Raw genomic sequence first — 14,576 nt, 5'->3', positions numbered from 1 at the left:
AAACCCTCGTTCCCCTCGGTGGTCAGGTGTCGACTCCAGCGCGGCGTGACCGGCTGAGACGGCCGCCGACGGCCCGGCCGGCGGTCACTGACCCGCAGCTTCACGCACCGCCCAGATCGCTTGATCGCGCCGGTGCAGGTGGTAGCAGCCCAAACCGAACAGCAGCGCAGAGAAGATCGTCAGCAATGCCGGACGCAGCCGGACCGAACCATGGTCGCGCACCATCACCACGGAGTAGACGGGCGCCCCAGGATCCACTCGGGGCTTCTCGACAATGGGAGCGCCCTCGTCGTCCACCACGTTGGGATCGATGTCGGCGCCCGGCGCATAGCCCTGGATTTGCACCACCGCGTAGTTCGGACGACCGCGACTCGGGAAGAAGTACTGCGTGATGGCATTGTCGGGAACGCCGAGCGGACGGTAACGCTCACCGCCAGTGATGGCCACACGGTGAGTGAAGTAGTCCGAGGCCGCCGTGAACAGGCAGGAATTCACCGCCAGCAAGCGCCTGGGGTCAGCGTCGCTGCAGGCGACATGACTGTCGGCGGCCGAACGGGCATCGGCCTCGTCGACTTCGGTCCAGTCGGCGGGCAGCGGCACTGCGGCACTGGCCGGCAGCTGCTGCACCTCTGGGATCGGCACGACTGCCGGATTGGTGGCTACCTGCAGGACGTTCCAGCCGGGCTGGGCGCCGATCCATCCGATGCCGAAGATCCACCACACAATGGACATCAGCAGCATCCAGCCCCACAGCCCGGTCCACGCCACCAGGAACCCCAGCCGAACCCCCAGATTGGTGGCCAGCAGCAAGTACACCGACCCACACAGCACGGCCATGCTGATGATGACCGCCAAGTACCCCGTGAGCACTGGATCCCAGCTGACGATGCCGAAGAGCTGCGCGGAGATCACCGCAGCGCTCATGAGCCATCCTCCGCGTCGTGCAGCAGGTCGAATCCGACCGCGGCCTGACTCTGGGAATCAAGGCTGCGTTCGTACTCCGCGATCGCCCTGATCTCCTCTTCGGTCAGCACCTTCTTGAAGCCGGGCATGCCGTAGTTGCCCAGTCGGGCGAACTCGCCGAAGGGCACGTTGTCGGCAGCGCCGTTGGCGATGAAGGTGATGTGGTCGTCGATGTCCGGGAACAGCCGTTCAAGGCTCACGCTGTTCAGCGGAGGGCCGTATCGGCCGGCACCGGACGGTCCCGGCAGCACCTCGACGGTGCCGCCGTTGTTGGGCAGCTGCGCAGGACCCCGCCCGGGCCAGCGCGGCGTGTGGCAGCGGGCGCAGTGCAGATCGAACAGGACCTCTCCTTCGGAATGATCCGGGTTGGCAGCCGTCTCGGCAGCCTTGCGGGCCGCAGCGCGCTCTTGGGCCTCTTCGTCGCTGATGCGCTCGCGCCACAGCCAAGCGACCAGATCGTCAATCTGCTGGTCATTCAGCGGACCGCCGCCCTCGAGTCCCCACGCCGGCATGACGCCACGGCCGTAGACGAGGATCTGTCGCACTTCGGTGACTTCGTCCAAGGACTCCGCATCGGTGTCGAAGCGGGTGAACACGTCGTCGATGGCCGGGCCCTCCCAGGTCGTGTTGATGATGAAGGAGTCCTTGTCGGTGAACTGATTGCCGATGTCGAGCACGACGGGAGCGAAGCGCGCTCCGCCGAGGTCCGCGCCATGGCAGTCGGTACACGCTTGTTCGGCCGCCAAGCCCTCGCCGCGGTTCGCGGCTGCTTCGGAGAACGCCGTCTCCGCACCCGAGCGCCGACCGCCTTCGAGCAGCCAGTAGACCGGCAGCACCAGAACCATGATGAGCAGCATCAGCACGCCGAACGCCTGCACCTTCTCCAGCCGCCGGCCCTCGAGCTGCTCGTCGTCGGGCAGATTGCCACGATTGGGCGCCAGCTCGCGCTCGCTGCCCACCTCCGATTTGGCCTGGCGAATGTTGACGAAGACGTAGATCGCCCAGCCGACGACGACGACCGCCAAGAGCACAATCGCTATCGAGCGCTCCGTGCTTGCGGCCAGCAGGCGCGCGCCCTCAGGCACAGTGGGGCCCTTCGAGGCCTTGGCCGGTGGTGTCGGTGCCAATCGCCGGCCCTTGAGACACGGTGCCCGTGTCGATGTAGACGCTGCCGCCCTCGATGGTCACCGGGAACCGGTCCATGCCGCGAGGCGCCGGGCCGGACTTCTTCTCGCCCACGCGGTTGTACTTGGAGCCGTGGCAGGGGCACTCGAACCACTGCGAGCTGCCGCACACCGGCACCTTGCATCCCAAATGCGGGCAGACCTGCCAGAGCGCGACGTAGCCCATCCGCATGCCGTCGAGCACCGCACCGCCGTAGGTGGTCTCGGCATTCGACAGCGTCGCGGCATCGGTCGGATACGGCTGCAGGTAGCTCTGGGCCTCGGAGAAGTACGAGAAGTTCTCAGCCGGGGTCGACGACGCGATCGCTTCGTCGACCGCCGCGACGGTGCCGATCTTGATCTTCGAGCCGAACCCGCCGGTCGGCCGCGGCCACAAGAACGCGAGCATGGCGGCGCTGAAGGTGCCTAGGCCGGTTGCCATCAACAGCGTCGAGGAGCGGTTGAGGAACTGACGACGGGTCACGCCCACCTCGCTCGGAGGAGGCGGCGCCCAGTCCTCGGGAAGCTCCGGTGGCGCGGCGGCGACGGGTGCGGGTTGCCGCTCGGCGGCCACCGCACGCTCCAAGGCCTGGGCCTGCGCGCTGATGCCGAACGCTCCGCTGCCGTCAGGCTCAGCAGTACTGGCGCCGACGGCGCTCAGGGCCTGTTCGTCCCGCTGCCGAGTCTCGCGCGACAGATGCCCCAACCCGGTGGCGTCGCGGCGACGCAGGGAGACGAACGCGACCACTGCACCGAGCACGACGATGATCGGGACCGCTGTGGCCAGAATCGTTCCGGTGGTCATGCCGGCGTGCTCCTACAGGTGGAAGATGCCGTGCAGACCGGTGTCCCACGGGTAGGTGAAGTTGAAGCCCTGCCCCCGAAAGAACGAGCCGATGATCACCAGCACTGCCCAGAACATCAGGTGGATCGTCTGGACCGAGATGGCGAATTTGCGGTCCTCGGGGCGCAGCGACGGGTTCTTGTCCAGGTAGGGGGCGAAGGCCAGCAGCACGAGCACGACACCGGGGATCGTCACGCCGGCGATCATTGGGTCGAACATGGTCAGCAGCTCTTGCAGACCCAAGAAGTACCAAGGCGCCTTGGACGGATTGGGCGTCTCGTTGTGGTTGGCGAGCTCCAGCAGCGGTGCGTTGATGAACAGCGAGAAGACCAGCGTGAAGGCCGTGATGAACAGCGCCGCAGTGAACTCGGCGGCCAGCAGATGCGGCCAGACGTGCACCTTGTCGCCTGGGGAGGCCTTGACGTCTTGGATCGAGCCGGACTTGACGACCGTCAGCAGACGGTGGGTGTTGCCGGCCGGGCCGGCCATGAGCGGCGGCAGCGAGGCTGCGGCGCCTGCGCTTGCGCCAGAAAGCGCCGCGCCGGCGCCGGCGAGAGCGGGCGCTCCGCCGGGCTGCTGGCTGGCTTCCAGCAGCGACCGAGGAATCGTCACGCCGTCATCGTCATCGGGCTGCGCGGCAGCCGGCGCCGTGGCGGCAGCAGCGGGCGGGCCACCGGTGGCGCGAGCTCTGGCTTCGGCGCTCCGGCGCAAGAGGTGCTCAGGGATCTCAGTCATGCGTGTCGGTCATGGGTGATGGCTTCGGGATGCTCAGGCCGCCTACAGCGGACCCGAGATGCCTCCGTCCTTTCTGACTCTCCAGAAGTGGATCGCCATGAAGATGACGATGACGAAAGGAAGCATCAACACGTGCAGCACGTACCAGCGCAGCAGCGTCTCGGCCCCGATCTGTTTGCCGCCAAGGAGCACGAAGCGGACCTGCTCGCCGAAGACCGGAGTGAAGCCCATCATGTTGGTGCCCACCGTGACCGCCCACAACGACAGCTGATCCCAAGGGAGCAGGTAGCCGGTGAAGCTGAGCAGCAGCGTCAGCTGCAGCAGGACGACGCCGATGACCCAGTTGAACTCTCTCGGCGCCTTGTAGGCGCCGTGGTAGAAGACGCGGGCCATGTGCAAGAACACCGAGATCACCATCAAGTGCGCGGCCCACCGGTGCATGTTGCGCACCAGCAGTCCGAATGCCACCTGGGTGTGCAGGCTCTCGATGTCTGCCCACGCCGCCGTGTCGGTCGGCCGGTAGAAGAACATCAAGAAGATGCCGGTGATGGTCAGCAGGATGAACAGGAAGAAGCTGAGGCCGCCGAGACACAAGGTGTAGCTGACCTTCACCGCGTGCCGCTTCACCTTCACCGGGTGCAGGTGGTACAGCACGCTGTTCATAATGACGTAGGACCGATTCCGCGGGCTGTCGGTGTAGCCCTTGCGGAAGATCGACCCGGGCCGGAAGATGGACGTCCAGAACTGGCTGTCCTGCATCCGGTCTGCCGCGTTCTGCTGCGCCTTCTGGAGGCGTTGCGGCAGCTTCGGCTTGGTGTCCGGTGACTCGAGCGTGTTCGCCATGTCTCTTCGATCTCGGTGGGATGGCTAGATGGGCCGGGTCCGCAGCAGTCTCAGCAGCACACGCATCAACGCAAGCATCTCGGTGACGCTACAGACGCATGCCGTAGGCGTAGCCGTGCGTGTGGGTCCGGCCGTGGACGTCGCCCGACGGCGGAGGGTTGTTGCTGACCCGCCCCAGCGTGATCACGCCGGTCGGACAGCGATCGACGCACAGGGCGCAGCGGGTGCAGACGTCGTCGTCGATGATGAAGATCGCGTTGTCTGCCGGATCCAGCCCTGGCTGCTCCACGCCAACGGCTTCGTCCACTGCGTCTGTGGAGACGTACCAGATGCACTTCCACGGGCAGATGTCCACGCAGCCCTCGCACTGGATGCACTCGGACTGGTCGATGTTGATGAACTGCTTGGGCTTGACGGCCGCTTCGAGGTAGGACGCGTCGACTTGGGCCAGCACGTAGTCGTCCCGGAACTTGGGCATGGGCGGGTTTGCATCGTTCGCAGCCATCTCGTCGCGCCCTCAGTTGCTCCGGATCAGCGGACGGCCGTACTCGGAGATCGGCACCTCTGCCGGCGCCGCCTGATCGCGTCGCTGCCACCACAGCGCCAGCACCGGCAAACCGACCAGTGCGATCAGGTGCTCGATGACCACCACGATGTCGCTGACCTTCTTAAGGTCCATGCGCATCGGCGGGAACGTGATCGGCGACGTCATGAACTGGCCTTCGGTGAACAAGAAGCGCTCCACCGACCACCCCCACTCGTTGTCGGTCAGGCGGATCCAGCGATCCGGCACGATGCCGAACAGCAACAGCAGCAGCATGAAGATGTAGGCCGCCGCCAACATGGCTTCACCCCAAGTCGTCGGCCGATCGGTCGGTCGGCGCTTGCCGTACCACACGAGCAGCACGACCATCGCCGCGGTGACGAGGATCGATGTGACCAGCGCAACCACTCCTTCGTTCCTCCTCCCGCATGCTGCTGTCGGTGCTTGTTGGGGCCTGTTCGGGCTTGTCTTCAGATGAGCGTTGTCGGCCATGCCGGTATCGGCCTGCCGCCGCGAGACCACCGAGAGAATACCGGCGCGCCGGCCACGGCGTGCGATGTTCTAGCACGAGAGGCGACACGCGCCACAGCGCTGTCGGGCCGACGCGAGCGGGCGCCCAGCCTGCAGGCGACGAACGTGTTGTGGCCGATGAGCGTGGTCACTGGGTTGCCGCGTGGCAGACTTGCGCTTCGGCGCGCTCGTGCGCGTATCGTGCGCCGCGAACTTGGCTGCAAACTCGGCTGCAAACTCGGCCTTGCCGCCGCGGCCGAGTCCTTGGGGGCGACCCCGCGGAGGATCACGTGACCGAAGTCCCCGAGTACCTGTTGGAGCGTTCGCGCCAGCGGCGCATCGCCTTGGGCGTGCTCGCCGACGACGGCAGCGGCGACGGAGGCGGGTCCGCGGCGGGCAGCGCGACGGCCGCAGCGACGCCTGCTGCCGGGCCGACCCAGGCCCAGATGATTGCCGCCGCTCGCGAGTCGGCGCAGCTCGAAGCAGAGCCCGAAGCTCCGCCGGATCCTTTGTGGGTGATCTCCGCCCGCCGCAGGCACCGGATTCCGATCTGGGTCCTGCCCGTGCTGTTCTGCCTTCCGCTGTGGGCGTTCGTGTATGTGCAGCTGACCGAGCCTCCTCCTGAGCCCATCACGGCTCTCAACGAGGGAGCGACCACCTATGCCGTGCGCTGCGCGAGCTGCCACGGCGGTGACGGCTCGGGATCTGACGGAGGACTGGTGGGCCGCCCGCTGTGGAACGGCGAGGTGCTGTTGACGTTCCCGAGCCTGGGCGAGTCGTTCCTCGAGTGGCTCGCAGTGGGCTCGGAGGGCATCGGCCTGGGACAGGTCTACGGCGACCCGAATCGGCCTGGCGGTGCACGCGTCTCCGGTGGCAGCTCGAATGCAGCAGCGATGCCCGCCTTCGGCGATGTGCTCAACGAGCATCAGCTCTACGCCGTCGCGCGTTACGTGCGCGAAGTGATCGGCGGCGAGGACATCAGCGACGAGGCGGCTGCGGATCGAGACGCCCGATGGGAGCAGCTGGGCGGCGGCACTCCGGCCGACATGGGCGGTGGCGGCCACTGAGCGGCCGGCGCTCAGCTCGCCCCACACCTTGACACTCGATTGCGAGGTGCTGGTCGTCGGCGGCGGCCCAGCGGGCTGCGCCGCCGCGTATTGGTTGGCGCTCCACGGGCGCGACGTGCTGCTCGTCGAACGCTCGACCTACCCCCGAGCGCGGGTGTGCGGCGACGCGCTCACGCCCGTTGCAGTGAAGGAACTGGCCGACATGGGCTGCGCGCCCGACGCCGCCGGCTGGCACCGTCATCGCGGGCTGCGCCTCACCGCGCACGGGCGGAGCCTCGAGGTTCCGTGGCCCCAAGACGGGAGGTGGCCCGGCTATGGCGTCGTGATGCGCCGGTCGCGTCTGGATGCATTGACGTTCGCGCGCGCGCAGTCGGCTGGAGCGCGCGTGCTCACCGACACGGAGGTGACTGCGCCGCTCATCGCTCACGGCCATCTGCGCGGCTGCATCGCACGCCGGCGGAACGGGGACCGCGCAAGGCGCAGTGGCGGGAACGACGCTGGAGGCCGTGACGGGAGCGGCAATGGCGGCGCTGACACGGCTGATGCCGAGATTGTGGCGCGCGCTCGTTATGTCGTCATTGCCAATGGCCCGAGTTCGCGTTTCGGGCAGGCGCTCGGGACCGCGCGCACCCGCACCTACGCGCAGGGCTTGGCGATGCGCGCCTACTACCCGACGCCCCGCCATCGCGAACCGTGGATCGAATCCGTGTTCGCGTTGGCAGACCGCTCCGGGCGCCAACTGCCCGGCTATGGCTGGATCTTCCCGGTCGGCGACGGCACGGCCAACGTCGGGGTAGGGCTGCTCAGCCATCACGACGGCAACGAAGCCATCTCGCTCGAGCGGCTGTTCGAGCAGTGGACTCATCAGATCCCCGATCGCTGGGAGATCGATCCTGGCGGACCCCACAGCCGCCCGGAAGGCGGGCGCCTGCCGATGGGGGGATCGGTGCGTCCGCAGTCGGGACCGAACTGGGTGGTCGTGGGCGATGCCGCAGGCAGTGTGAATCCTTGGAATGGCGATGGCGTCGGTCCGGCATTGACCACGGGGCGGCTGGCCGCTGAGCACATCTGTCGGGCGCTCGCCACCGACGACGGCGACGAGCTGCGCCAGTACGAGGCCGAGCTGGCAAGCCGTTGGCAGCGCTACCACCATCTCGGTCGGCTCACGACGCGCGCGCTGGGCCGACCCGGGCTGATGCGCAAGCTGACCCAGCTCGCGATCCGCTCGCCGCGCATGGGGAAACTGGTTGTGGGCATCTCGACAGATCTGATCCGCGGGGGCAGCGGCCCGGCCGGTGCGTGCAACGTCTACCGAGCCGCCAGCGGTCTCGCGCGCCTGCGGCGAGATCGCAGCTAATGGCTTGCAGCGGTGCGCTCAGCGCGCAGCGGCTGCAGCTTGGGCGATCTTGGCCAACGCTTCGTCGATGATTTCCGGCGTGTGGGCGAGGCCGACGAAGATCGCTTCGTAGGCACCGGGTGCGAGGGCCACGCCGCGGGCCAGCAGTTCAGCGTGCAGCCGGGCGTAGGCCTGCTCGTCGGTGCTGCGGGCATCGTCGTAGTCGCATGGCGTCCAGCCCGCCTCGGGCGCAGCCCCGCACCACAGGCCGACGAGGGTGCCGACGCGCGTGACCACGACCTCGAAGCGCGCTTCGCGCAACGTGTCGGCGAGGCCGTTCGCGAAGTGCGCGGCCCGCGTCTCCAGCTCCGCATAGGTCTCCGGCGTGAGCTGGTCGAGCGCAGCCAAGCCTGCGGCGGTCGCCAACGGGTTCCCCGACAAGGTCCCGGCTTGGTACACGGGACCGGTCGGGGCCAGCGTCTCAGCGATCTCGGTGCGTGCGCCGAGTGCGCCGATCGGCAGGCCTCCGCCGATGACTTTGCCGAAGCACGAGATGTCCGGCGTGACCCCGAAGCGCTCGGCTGCGCCTCCGCGGCCGAGACGAAAGCCGGTGATGACCTCGTCGAAGACCAACAGCGCACCCGTTTGGGTGCAGGCGTGGCGCAGGCCGTCCAGGAAGCCCGCTGCGGGCGCCACCAGACCCATGTTGGCTGCGACCGGCTCGACGACCACCGCTGCAACCTGCTCGTCAAGTTCGGGCACGACGTTGTACGGCGCCACCACCGTGTCGGCCACGGCGCCGGGCGGGACGCCCGCCGAGCCCGACAGCCCAAGCGTGGCCACTCCGCTGCCGCCGGCGGCCAGCAGCGCATCTGCGTGCCCGTGGTAGCAGCCCGCGAACTTCACGATGCGCCGCCGGCCGGTGAAGCCGCGCGCCAGACGCACAGCGGTCATGGCCGCTTCGGTACCGCTGCTGGTCAGCCGCACCTGCTCGACGCCGGGCGCCGCTGCGGCGATGCGTTCAGCGAGCATCACCTCGCGCGCCGTCGGAGCGCCATAGGACGTTCCCTGAACTGCGGCTGCGGCCACTGCGTCGTTGACGGCCGGATCGGCGTGTCCGAGAATGATCGCCCCGTACGACTGGACGAAGTCGATGTAGCGCCGGCCCTGGACATCGGTCACATGCGGGCCGTGTGCTGATGCCACGAAGTACGGGGTGCCGCCTACCGACCCGAAGGCGCGAACCGGTGAGTTGACCCCGCCGGGGATGACACGGCGTGCTGCGTCGAAGAGTTCTGCATTCGTCGGTCGCGGTATCGACTGGGGCGTTGGCTGCGGTGTCGATGACGGTTCGGTCACCGTTCGCAGCGTAAAGGCTGCACTGCCGGCGAAGGGCAGTCGGCACGCAGCGCCGCTGCGGTCGCTTCGAGCAGACCTTCGTCGGAGGGATGGCGCGCAACCGCCGCCACCTCCAAGTCCGCCTCGATGCATGCGGCAGCCGTGGTGTTGCCGATGCAGACCACTTTGCCGCCGACCTTGGGCCTGCCGAGCTGGCTGAGGTGACCGAGCACCGCCGACGGCGAGGCGAAGATGACCGCATCTGCTCCCAGCACGTCTGCAACGAGGTGGTCCGACAGCGTGGGTGTCACGGTGCGATATGCAGTGACTGCGTCGACCGCCCAGCCGCGGCTGCGCAGGCCGTCGACGAGTTCGGGTCGAGCCTGCGCCGAATGGGGAACCAAGCATGCGTCGCTTGGTCGCGGTTCCCCGAATGCCGCAACGAGACCGGCGGCATCGTTCTGGTCGGGAACAAGATCGGCAGGCCGCTCCAGCTCGCACTCGACGCGTGCCGCCGTGGCAGCGCCGACGGCGGCGACACGGATGCGTGCGAAGCTGCCGCGCACACCGCGGCGGTCGGCGCGCGCGAGCGTCGCCGCAACCGCGTTGGTGGAGGTGAACGCAACCCAGCTGAACTGTTGGAGCCGCAGCAGCGCATCGTCCAGCCGCTGACCGCCGTCCAGCGGCGGCACCACCGCTATTGCCGGCGCAACCAGCGGACGTGCGCCGTGAACTCGAAGCGCTTCCGCGGTGGCAGCAGCCTGGTGCGAGGCCCTGGTGACGACCACGGTGCGGTCAGCGAGCGCGCTCAAGTCGCTCTCGCCGAGGTCCTCAGACATCGCCGGCCTCACACATCGGCGGACTGGCTGGCGGACAGCTCAGCGGGCATCGTGGCATGCGCGCCGACGGCGGACAGCAGCTCGCGGGCCAGCGCCACGCCGAGACGCTCGCCGTCGGCGTCGCTGCGAGCCGCTCGTGCGATGCGGCGGCGATCCGGGGCTGCGAGCGACGCAGTCATGTGTACGCGTCCAGTGGCTTCGAGGATGGCGTGAGCGCCGGTTGGCAGATCGCAGCCGCCGCCGAGCGTCCGCAAGAACGCGCGCTCAGCTCGAACGCATCTCGTCGTCGCATCGTCGATGATCTCGCCGACCGCTGCGGCAGCGTCGGCATCGTCGATGCGGTGCTCGACGGCAATGGCGCCTTGGCCGACCTGAGGCACGATGTCGTCGTGGCTGAATCGCTGTGCGATGCGGTGAGATTCACCGAGACGCTCGAGCGCCACTGCCGCCACGATGACCGCATCGACGTCCGCTCTGTCGGCGACGGCGATGCGACGTGCCATGTTCCCGCGCAGACTCGCAAAGCGCAGATCGCTCCGCAGCGCTGCCAGGTGACATCGGCGGCGTTGCGATCCGGTGGCCACGACGCCGCCGCGGGGAATCGCGTCGAGCGTCATGCCGACCAGCGCGTCGCGTGCCTCCCCGCGTGCCAGGCAGCCGGCCAATGCCAGCCCCGGGGTCTGCTCGGAGCGCATGTCCTTGGCACTGTGTACCGCTATGTCCGCTCGCCCGTCGAGCACGGCGGCTTGCACCTCGGTCACGAACACGCCGCGCCCCGACATCTGCGACAGCGGCGTGGACAGATCCACATCGCCGCTGGTGGACACCGGCACGAATTCGATGTCGCGCCGGGGCGATCCGGCCAGTTGCAGCGCGCTGGCAACGGCATGCGCGGCCCACATCGCCAGCGGACTCGATCGGGTTGCGATCCTCACGCAGACGGGTTCCACAGATCGAACAGGTCGCGCACGGCGTCCGCGAGTCGATCTCCTTTGGACTTGCCCGCCGCCGACTTCAAGGCAACGGTGGGATGATGCAGCAGCTTGTTGACCAGCGATGCCGTCGCACGGTCGAGCGCCTCGCGAGCATCGGCGCCGAGGCCAGGATGTGCCGCCAGCGTGCGCTCGATCTCGACCCGGCGCACCGTCTCGGCCCTGCCTCGAAGCGATTCGATGACCGGCGCCATCTCGCGGGCGGAGCGGCTGTCGCAGAACCGCGCCGTCTCCGCGACCAGCATCGCCTCGACTGCAGCCACCTCCGCTTCGCGTCCCGCTCTGCCGAGCGCCGCGAATCGGGACAGGTCGTCCATGTCGAGCAGCGTGACGCCGCCAATGCGGGCCACCGCCGGATCCACATCACGCGGCACGGCGATGTCGACGATGAGCAGCGGACGACCGGCGCGCCGTTCGATGACCGCGTCCACGCTGGCGTGGTCCACGATGACCGACGTTGCGCCGGTGGAGGTCAACAGCAGGTCCACCTCCACCAATGCGTCCTCCAGCCGACTGAGCGGCAGGTGATGCCCGCCGACGCGGGCGGCAAGTGCGTGCGCATGCGAAGGCGTCCGGTTTGCTACCTGCACCGTTGCCGGGCCGGCCGCTGCAAGAGCCACGATCATGCCTTCGGCCATGTCGCCGGCGCCCACGACGAGCACTTGCGCCGTCTCCAGCGAGCCGAGATGGTCCGTGGCCATGCTGACCGCCGCATGGCTGACCGACGCCGTTCCTCGCGAGATGCCCGTTTGGCTGCGCACACGCTTGCCGGCAGCCAAGCCGTGCTGGAACAGCTGGTTCAGCACCGCGCCCACGGTGCCCTCGTCTCGTGCGATGTCACGCGCGGCACGAACTTGGCCCAGTATCTCGTGTTCACCGAGCACCACCGATTCCAGGCCGCTCGCTACTCGGAACAGGTGATGCGCAGCCGCGTCGTCGTAGTGGACGTAGAGATGGTCGGAGAGCACGGCCGGCGCCACCCCCGACAGCGTGCAGAAGAAATCGCGCAGCTCGCCGTAAGCCGCGTGGAATTTCTCGGCGAGGACGTAAGCCTCGGTGCGATTGCAGGTGGATACCACCACAGCTTCGCTGACGTTCTCGCACGACGCAAGATCGCCAAGTCGTTTCGGGACGTCAGCGGCGGCAACCGTGCAGCGCTCCAACAGTTCGAGCGGCGCGCTGCGATGGCTCACGCCCATGACAACGATGGACACGAGGACTACCCAAGGTTCGGGAATGCGGCACCCGCAGTCTCGCCGGTCCAGCGGCTCGTCGCCACACGCCGGCGCTAACACCAGAGCGCTGCGGTGCCCACCGCGACGACCGCGCGGCATGAGCGCGGCCTTACCCCAAGGCCACGAGCAGCTGAACCGTGGCCGCCAGCAAGATGAGCGCTGCGAGCGCGGCCAGCACCAACGCTGTACGAGGCCTCATGGCGCGGGCGCTTGTGCGGCAAGCCTCACGTCCCTGAGCACGAGGCGACCGGGCATCAGGTCGCTGAGCATCAGGTCGCCGGGCGCAGGCGGACCTCGGCGCCTGGTGCGAAACCGAGGTGGGCGGCGCTGCGGCCCGCGACGGTGAGCTCAAGCAGCCCGAACGGGTCGTCGCACAGCTCCAAGCCGCTCGTGCCGGGCGAGCCGGCCGAAGCAAGCCGCGCATTCGCTTGCCCGGCCGGCGAAGTCGGCCCGTTGTCGGTCCATTCCGCGACGAGGAGATTGCCGAGTGGCGCCAGCGTGTCGCGGTCGACGTTGAGCTGCACTGTGCCCCAGCGTGTCACCGAGAGCACTTCGGCGGTCACTGAGCCGTCGTCGTCGACGCGGGGCACCGCAACCAGCGACGGCATCAGCAGCGCCGGGTCGATCGGCGTACCCAAGGTCTCGACTGGCTCGTCTGCCGCGAGACGGCCCGCAGCGGGTGCGAGCACATCGCGCATTGGGTGCAGCACCGACGCAGGGTCCCTGCCGCCGGGACACTCGATGCGCACTGCGATGTCCGCGCCGCCGACTGCAGCAGTGGTCGCCGCCAGCACACCGTTGTCCGGACCCACCAGCATCGATTGGCCCTTGCCGACCGACACGGCGATGGCGGGCCGGTCCAGACGGCGGCCCACCGATGCCAGCACTACGCCAGGTGCGAGGTACGGCACACTGCGGGCGAGCATCAGCGCCGCCGTGCGCACATCGTCCGGGTCGATCTGGTGGCACAAGTCGATCACCGCGGCACCGGGCGCCGACTGGCGCAGGATCGAGTGGATGACACCCACCGACTCGTCCGCAGTGCCCATGTCGCTCAAGCAGGTGACCGTGCTGTGGTCCGGCCGCGCGGTCACGGGTTCGGGTTCCCGAAGCGGTCCCAGCACTGGCCGCCGAGTCCGCCCGTCACGCTGCGCCGAGTTCGCCAGAGCGAAAGGCGGCTGCTTCAACCGCCGCCGCGAATGCGGTCCGCACGCCGTGCCGTTCCAGCTCGCGGAGCCCTGCTGCAGTCGTGCCGCCGGGCGACGTCACGTCGGCTCGCAGCTCAGCGGGCGAACGACCTTGCGCCAGCAGCGTCGCTGCGCCCAGCAAGGTTTGACTGGTCAACTCCGTTGCCACAGGCCGGCTCAGGCCCACGAGCACGCCCGCCTCGATCATCGCCTCCGCCACCAGAAAAACGTACGCCGGCCCCGAACCCGACAGTCCGGTCACTGCGTCCATCAGGTGCTCTTGGACGCGCACGACGCTGCCGACAGCGCCGAGCACCTCGGTGGCCCATCGGAGGTCGGCTTCGGTGGCGCGGTCGTTGCCGCAGATCGCCGCAGCGCCTTGCGACACCAGTGCCGGCGTATTGGGCATAGCACGCACGATCGGCACTGTGGGGCCCACTGCGGCGCCGAGCGTCGCGAGCGTGACTCCGGCGGCAATGGAGAGCACGCGATCAGTGCCCGCGGCAGCAACCTGAGCCGCGACGGCGGGAGTCACGTCTGGCTTGGTGGCCAGAATTGCTCCCGACGATGCGGCCGTCTCGTCGGCGACAGCGACGCCGTAGCGCCCGGACAGCTCGTCTCGACGTGCGGAAATCGGCTCCACGACGCACATGGCACGCGGGCTGCGGCCCGACGCGAGCAGGCCGCCCACCAGTGCCTCGCCCATCTTGCCGCCGCCGACGATGAGCAGTTCGACCTTGTCGGCCACGGATTCACGGTACCTCGTGCATCCGGTCGTTCGAGATGCTCGTTCGTGATGCCGGGGCGCCCGTTGGGGGTGGGGCACTTCCCGGGTGCCTGACAGCGGGCACCCCGGCAGACATCAAATGCACCAGAACCCGCTGCATGCAGTCAAGTGATTTATGAGTCTGTGTCCTGCGCACGCGAGGTTGGACGTGCCAGCGGTGGGATTGGCGGCTACCACAGCTGCCCATCGTCGG

At 68.4% G+C, this 14,576-nt stretch carries 15 protein-coding genes; 2 read left to right on the top strand and 13 right to left on the bottom strand.

Annotated features, from left to right (window positions below; translation table 11 throughout):
• Positions 1-84: 84 nt before the first annotated feature.
• The 7 genes from ACOGI4_RS03605 to ACOGI4_RS03575 form a co-directional block, all read right to left on the bottom strand.
• A complete protein-coding gene (locus ACOGI4_RS03605; protein WP_419842569.1) occupies positions 85-924 on the bottom strand; it encodes a hypothetical protein in 840 nt (279 codons plus the stop codon).
• Entirely contained in the window at positions 921-2,048 is a 1,128-nt protein-coding gene (locus tag ACOGI4_RS03600; protein WP_419842568.1) for a c-type cytochrome, read from the bottom strand. The genes ACOGI4_RS03605 and ACOGI4_RS03600 overlap by 4 nt, the downstream gene beginning before the upstream one ends.
• Positions 2,041-2,931 carry a ubiquinol-cytochrome c reductase iron-sulfur subunit gene (locus ACOGI4_RS03595; protein WP_419842567.1) on the bottom strand — a complete coding sequence of 297 codons (891 nt, stop codon included), beginning with the start codon at positions 2,929-2,931 and terminating at the stop codon, positions 2,041-2,043. The genes ACOGI4_RS03600 and ACOGI4_RS03595 overlap by 8 nt, the downstream gene beginning before the upstream one ends.
• A 12-nt stretch (positions 2,932-2,943) precedes the next feature.
• Positions 2,944-3,582 carry a menaquinol-cytochrome c reductase cytochrome b subunit gene (locus ACOGI4_RS03590; RefSeq protein WP_419842566.1) on the bottom strand — a complete coding sequence of 213 codons (639 nt, stop codon included), beginning with the start codon at positions 3,580-3,582 and terminating at the stop codon, positions 2,944-2,946.
• Between the two features lie 165 nt (positions 3,583-3,747).
• Positions 3,748-4,548: a selenite/tellurite reduction operon b-type cytochrome ExtP gene (gene extP, locus ACOGI4_RS03585; RefSeq protein WP_419842565.1), complete on the bottom strand. Its 801-nt coding sequence runs from the start codon at positions 4,546-4,548 to the stop codon at positions 3,748-3,750.
• A gap of 88 nt (positions 4,549-4,636) precedes the next feature.
• Positions 4,637-5,053, bottom strand: coding sequence for a 4Fe-4S dicluster domain-containing protein (locus ACOGI4_RS03580; protein WP_419842564.1), 417 nt, complete (start codon positions 5,051-5,053; stop codon positions 4,637-4,639).
• A gap of 12 nt (positions 5,054-5,065) precedes the next feature.
• Positions 5,066-5,500 carry a hypothetical protein gene (locus ACOGI4_RS03575; RefSeq protein WP_419842563.1) on the bottom strand — a complete coding sequence of 145 codons (435 nt, stop codon included), beginning with the start codon at positions 5,498-5,500 and terminating at the stop codon, positions 5,066-5,068.
• Positions 5,501-5,892: 392 nt separating this feature from the next.
• Here ACOGI4_RS03575 and ACOGI4_RS03570 point away from each other — a divergent pair, with 392 nt between their 5' ends.
• Positions 5,893-6,669, top strand: a complete 777-nt coding sequence (locus tag ACOGI4_RS03570) for a c-type cytochrome (protein ID WP_419842562.1) — start codon at positions 5,893-5,895, stop codon at positions 6,667-6,669.
• Between the two features lie 28 nt (positions 6,670-6,697).
• A complete protein-coding gene (locus ACOGI4_RS03565) occupies positions 6,698-8,026 on the top strand; it encodes a geranylgeranyl reductase family protein (protein WP_419842561.1) in 1,329 nt (442 codons plus the stop codon).
• 18 nt (positions 8,027-8,044) lie between these two features.
• On the opposite strand, the gene ACOGI4_RS03560 is transcribed toward ACOGI4_RS03565, so the two are convergent.
• From ACOGI4_RS03560 to proC, 6 genes are all read right to left on the bottom strand, one after another.
• Complete coding sequence (locus ACOGI4_RS03560) at positions 8,045-9,364, bottom strand: glutamate-1-semialdehyde 2,1-aminomutase (RefSeq protein ID WP_419842560.1); 1,320 nt, start codon at positions 9,362-9,364, stop codon at positions 8,045-8,047.
• The gene (locus ACOGI4_RS03555; RefSeq protein WP_419842559.1) at positions 9,361-10,182 is read right to left on the bottom strand and encodes a uroporphyrinogen-III synthase; all 822 of its coding nucleotides are present in this window, start codon (positions 10,180-10,182) and stop codon (positions 9,361-9,363) included. Before ACOGI4_RS03555 ends, ACOGI4_RS03560 begins: the two co-directional genes overlap by 4 nt.
• Before the next feature lie 8 nt (positions 10,183-10,190).
• A complete protein-coding gene (gene hemC / locus ACOGI4_RS03550; protein ID WP_419842558.1) occupies positions 10,191-11,117 on the bottom strand; it encodes a hydroxymethylbilane synthase in 927 nt (308 codons plus the stop codon).
• Positions 11,114-12,388: a glutamyl-tRNA reductase gene (gene hemA, locus ACOGI4_RS03545; protein WP_419842557.1), complete on the bottom strand. Its 1,275-nt coding sequence runs from the start codon at positions 12,386-12,388 to the stop codon at positions 11,114-11,116. Before hemA ends, hemC begins: the two co-directional genes overlap by 4 nt.
• Before the next feature lie 290 nt (positions 12,389-12,678).
• Positions 12,679-13,503: an SAM hydrolase/SAM-dependent halogenase family protein gene (locus ACOGI4_RS03540; RefSeq protein ID WP_419842556.1), complete on the bottom strand. Its 825-nt coding sequence runs from the start codon at positions 13,501-13,503 to the stop codon at positions 12,679-12,681.
• Positions 13,504-13,552: 49 nt separating this feature from the next.
• Complete coding sequence (gene proC / locus ACOGI4_RS03535) at positions 13,553-14,344, bottom strand: pyrroline-5-carboxylate reductase (RefSeq protein WP_419842555.1); 792 nt, start codon at positions 14,342-14,344, stop codon at positions 13,553-13,555.
• Positions 14,345-14,576 lie beyond the last annotated feature (232 nt).

Source organism: Candidatus Poriferisodalis sp. (assembly GCF_965205175.1).
Taxonomy (GTDB): Bacteria; Actinomycetota; Acidimicrobiia; order Acidimicrobiales; family Poriferisodalaceae; genus Poriferisodalis.
This window is presented reverse-complemented; position numbering and strand designations above follow the sequence as displayed.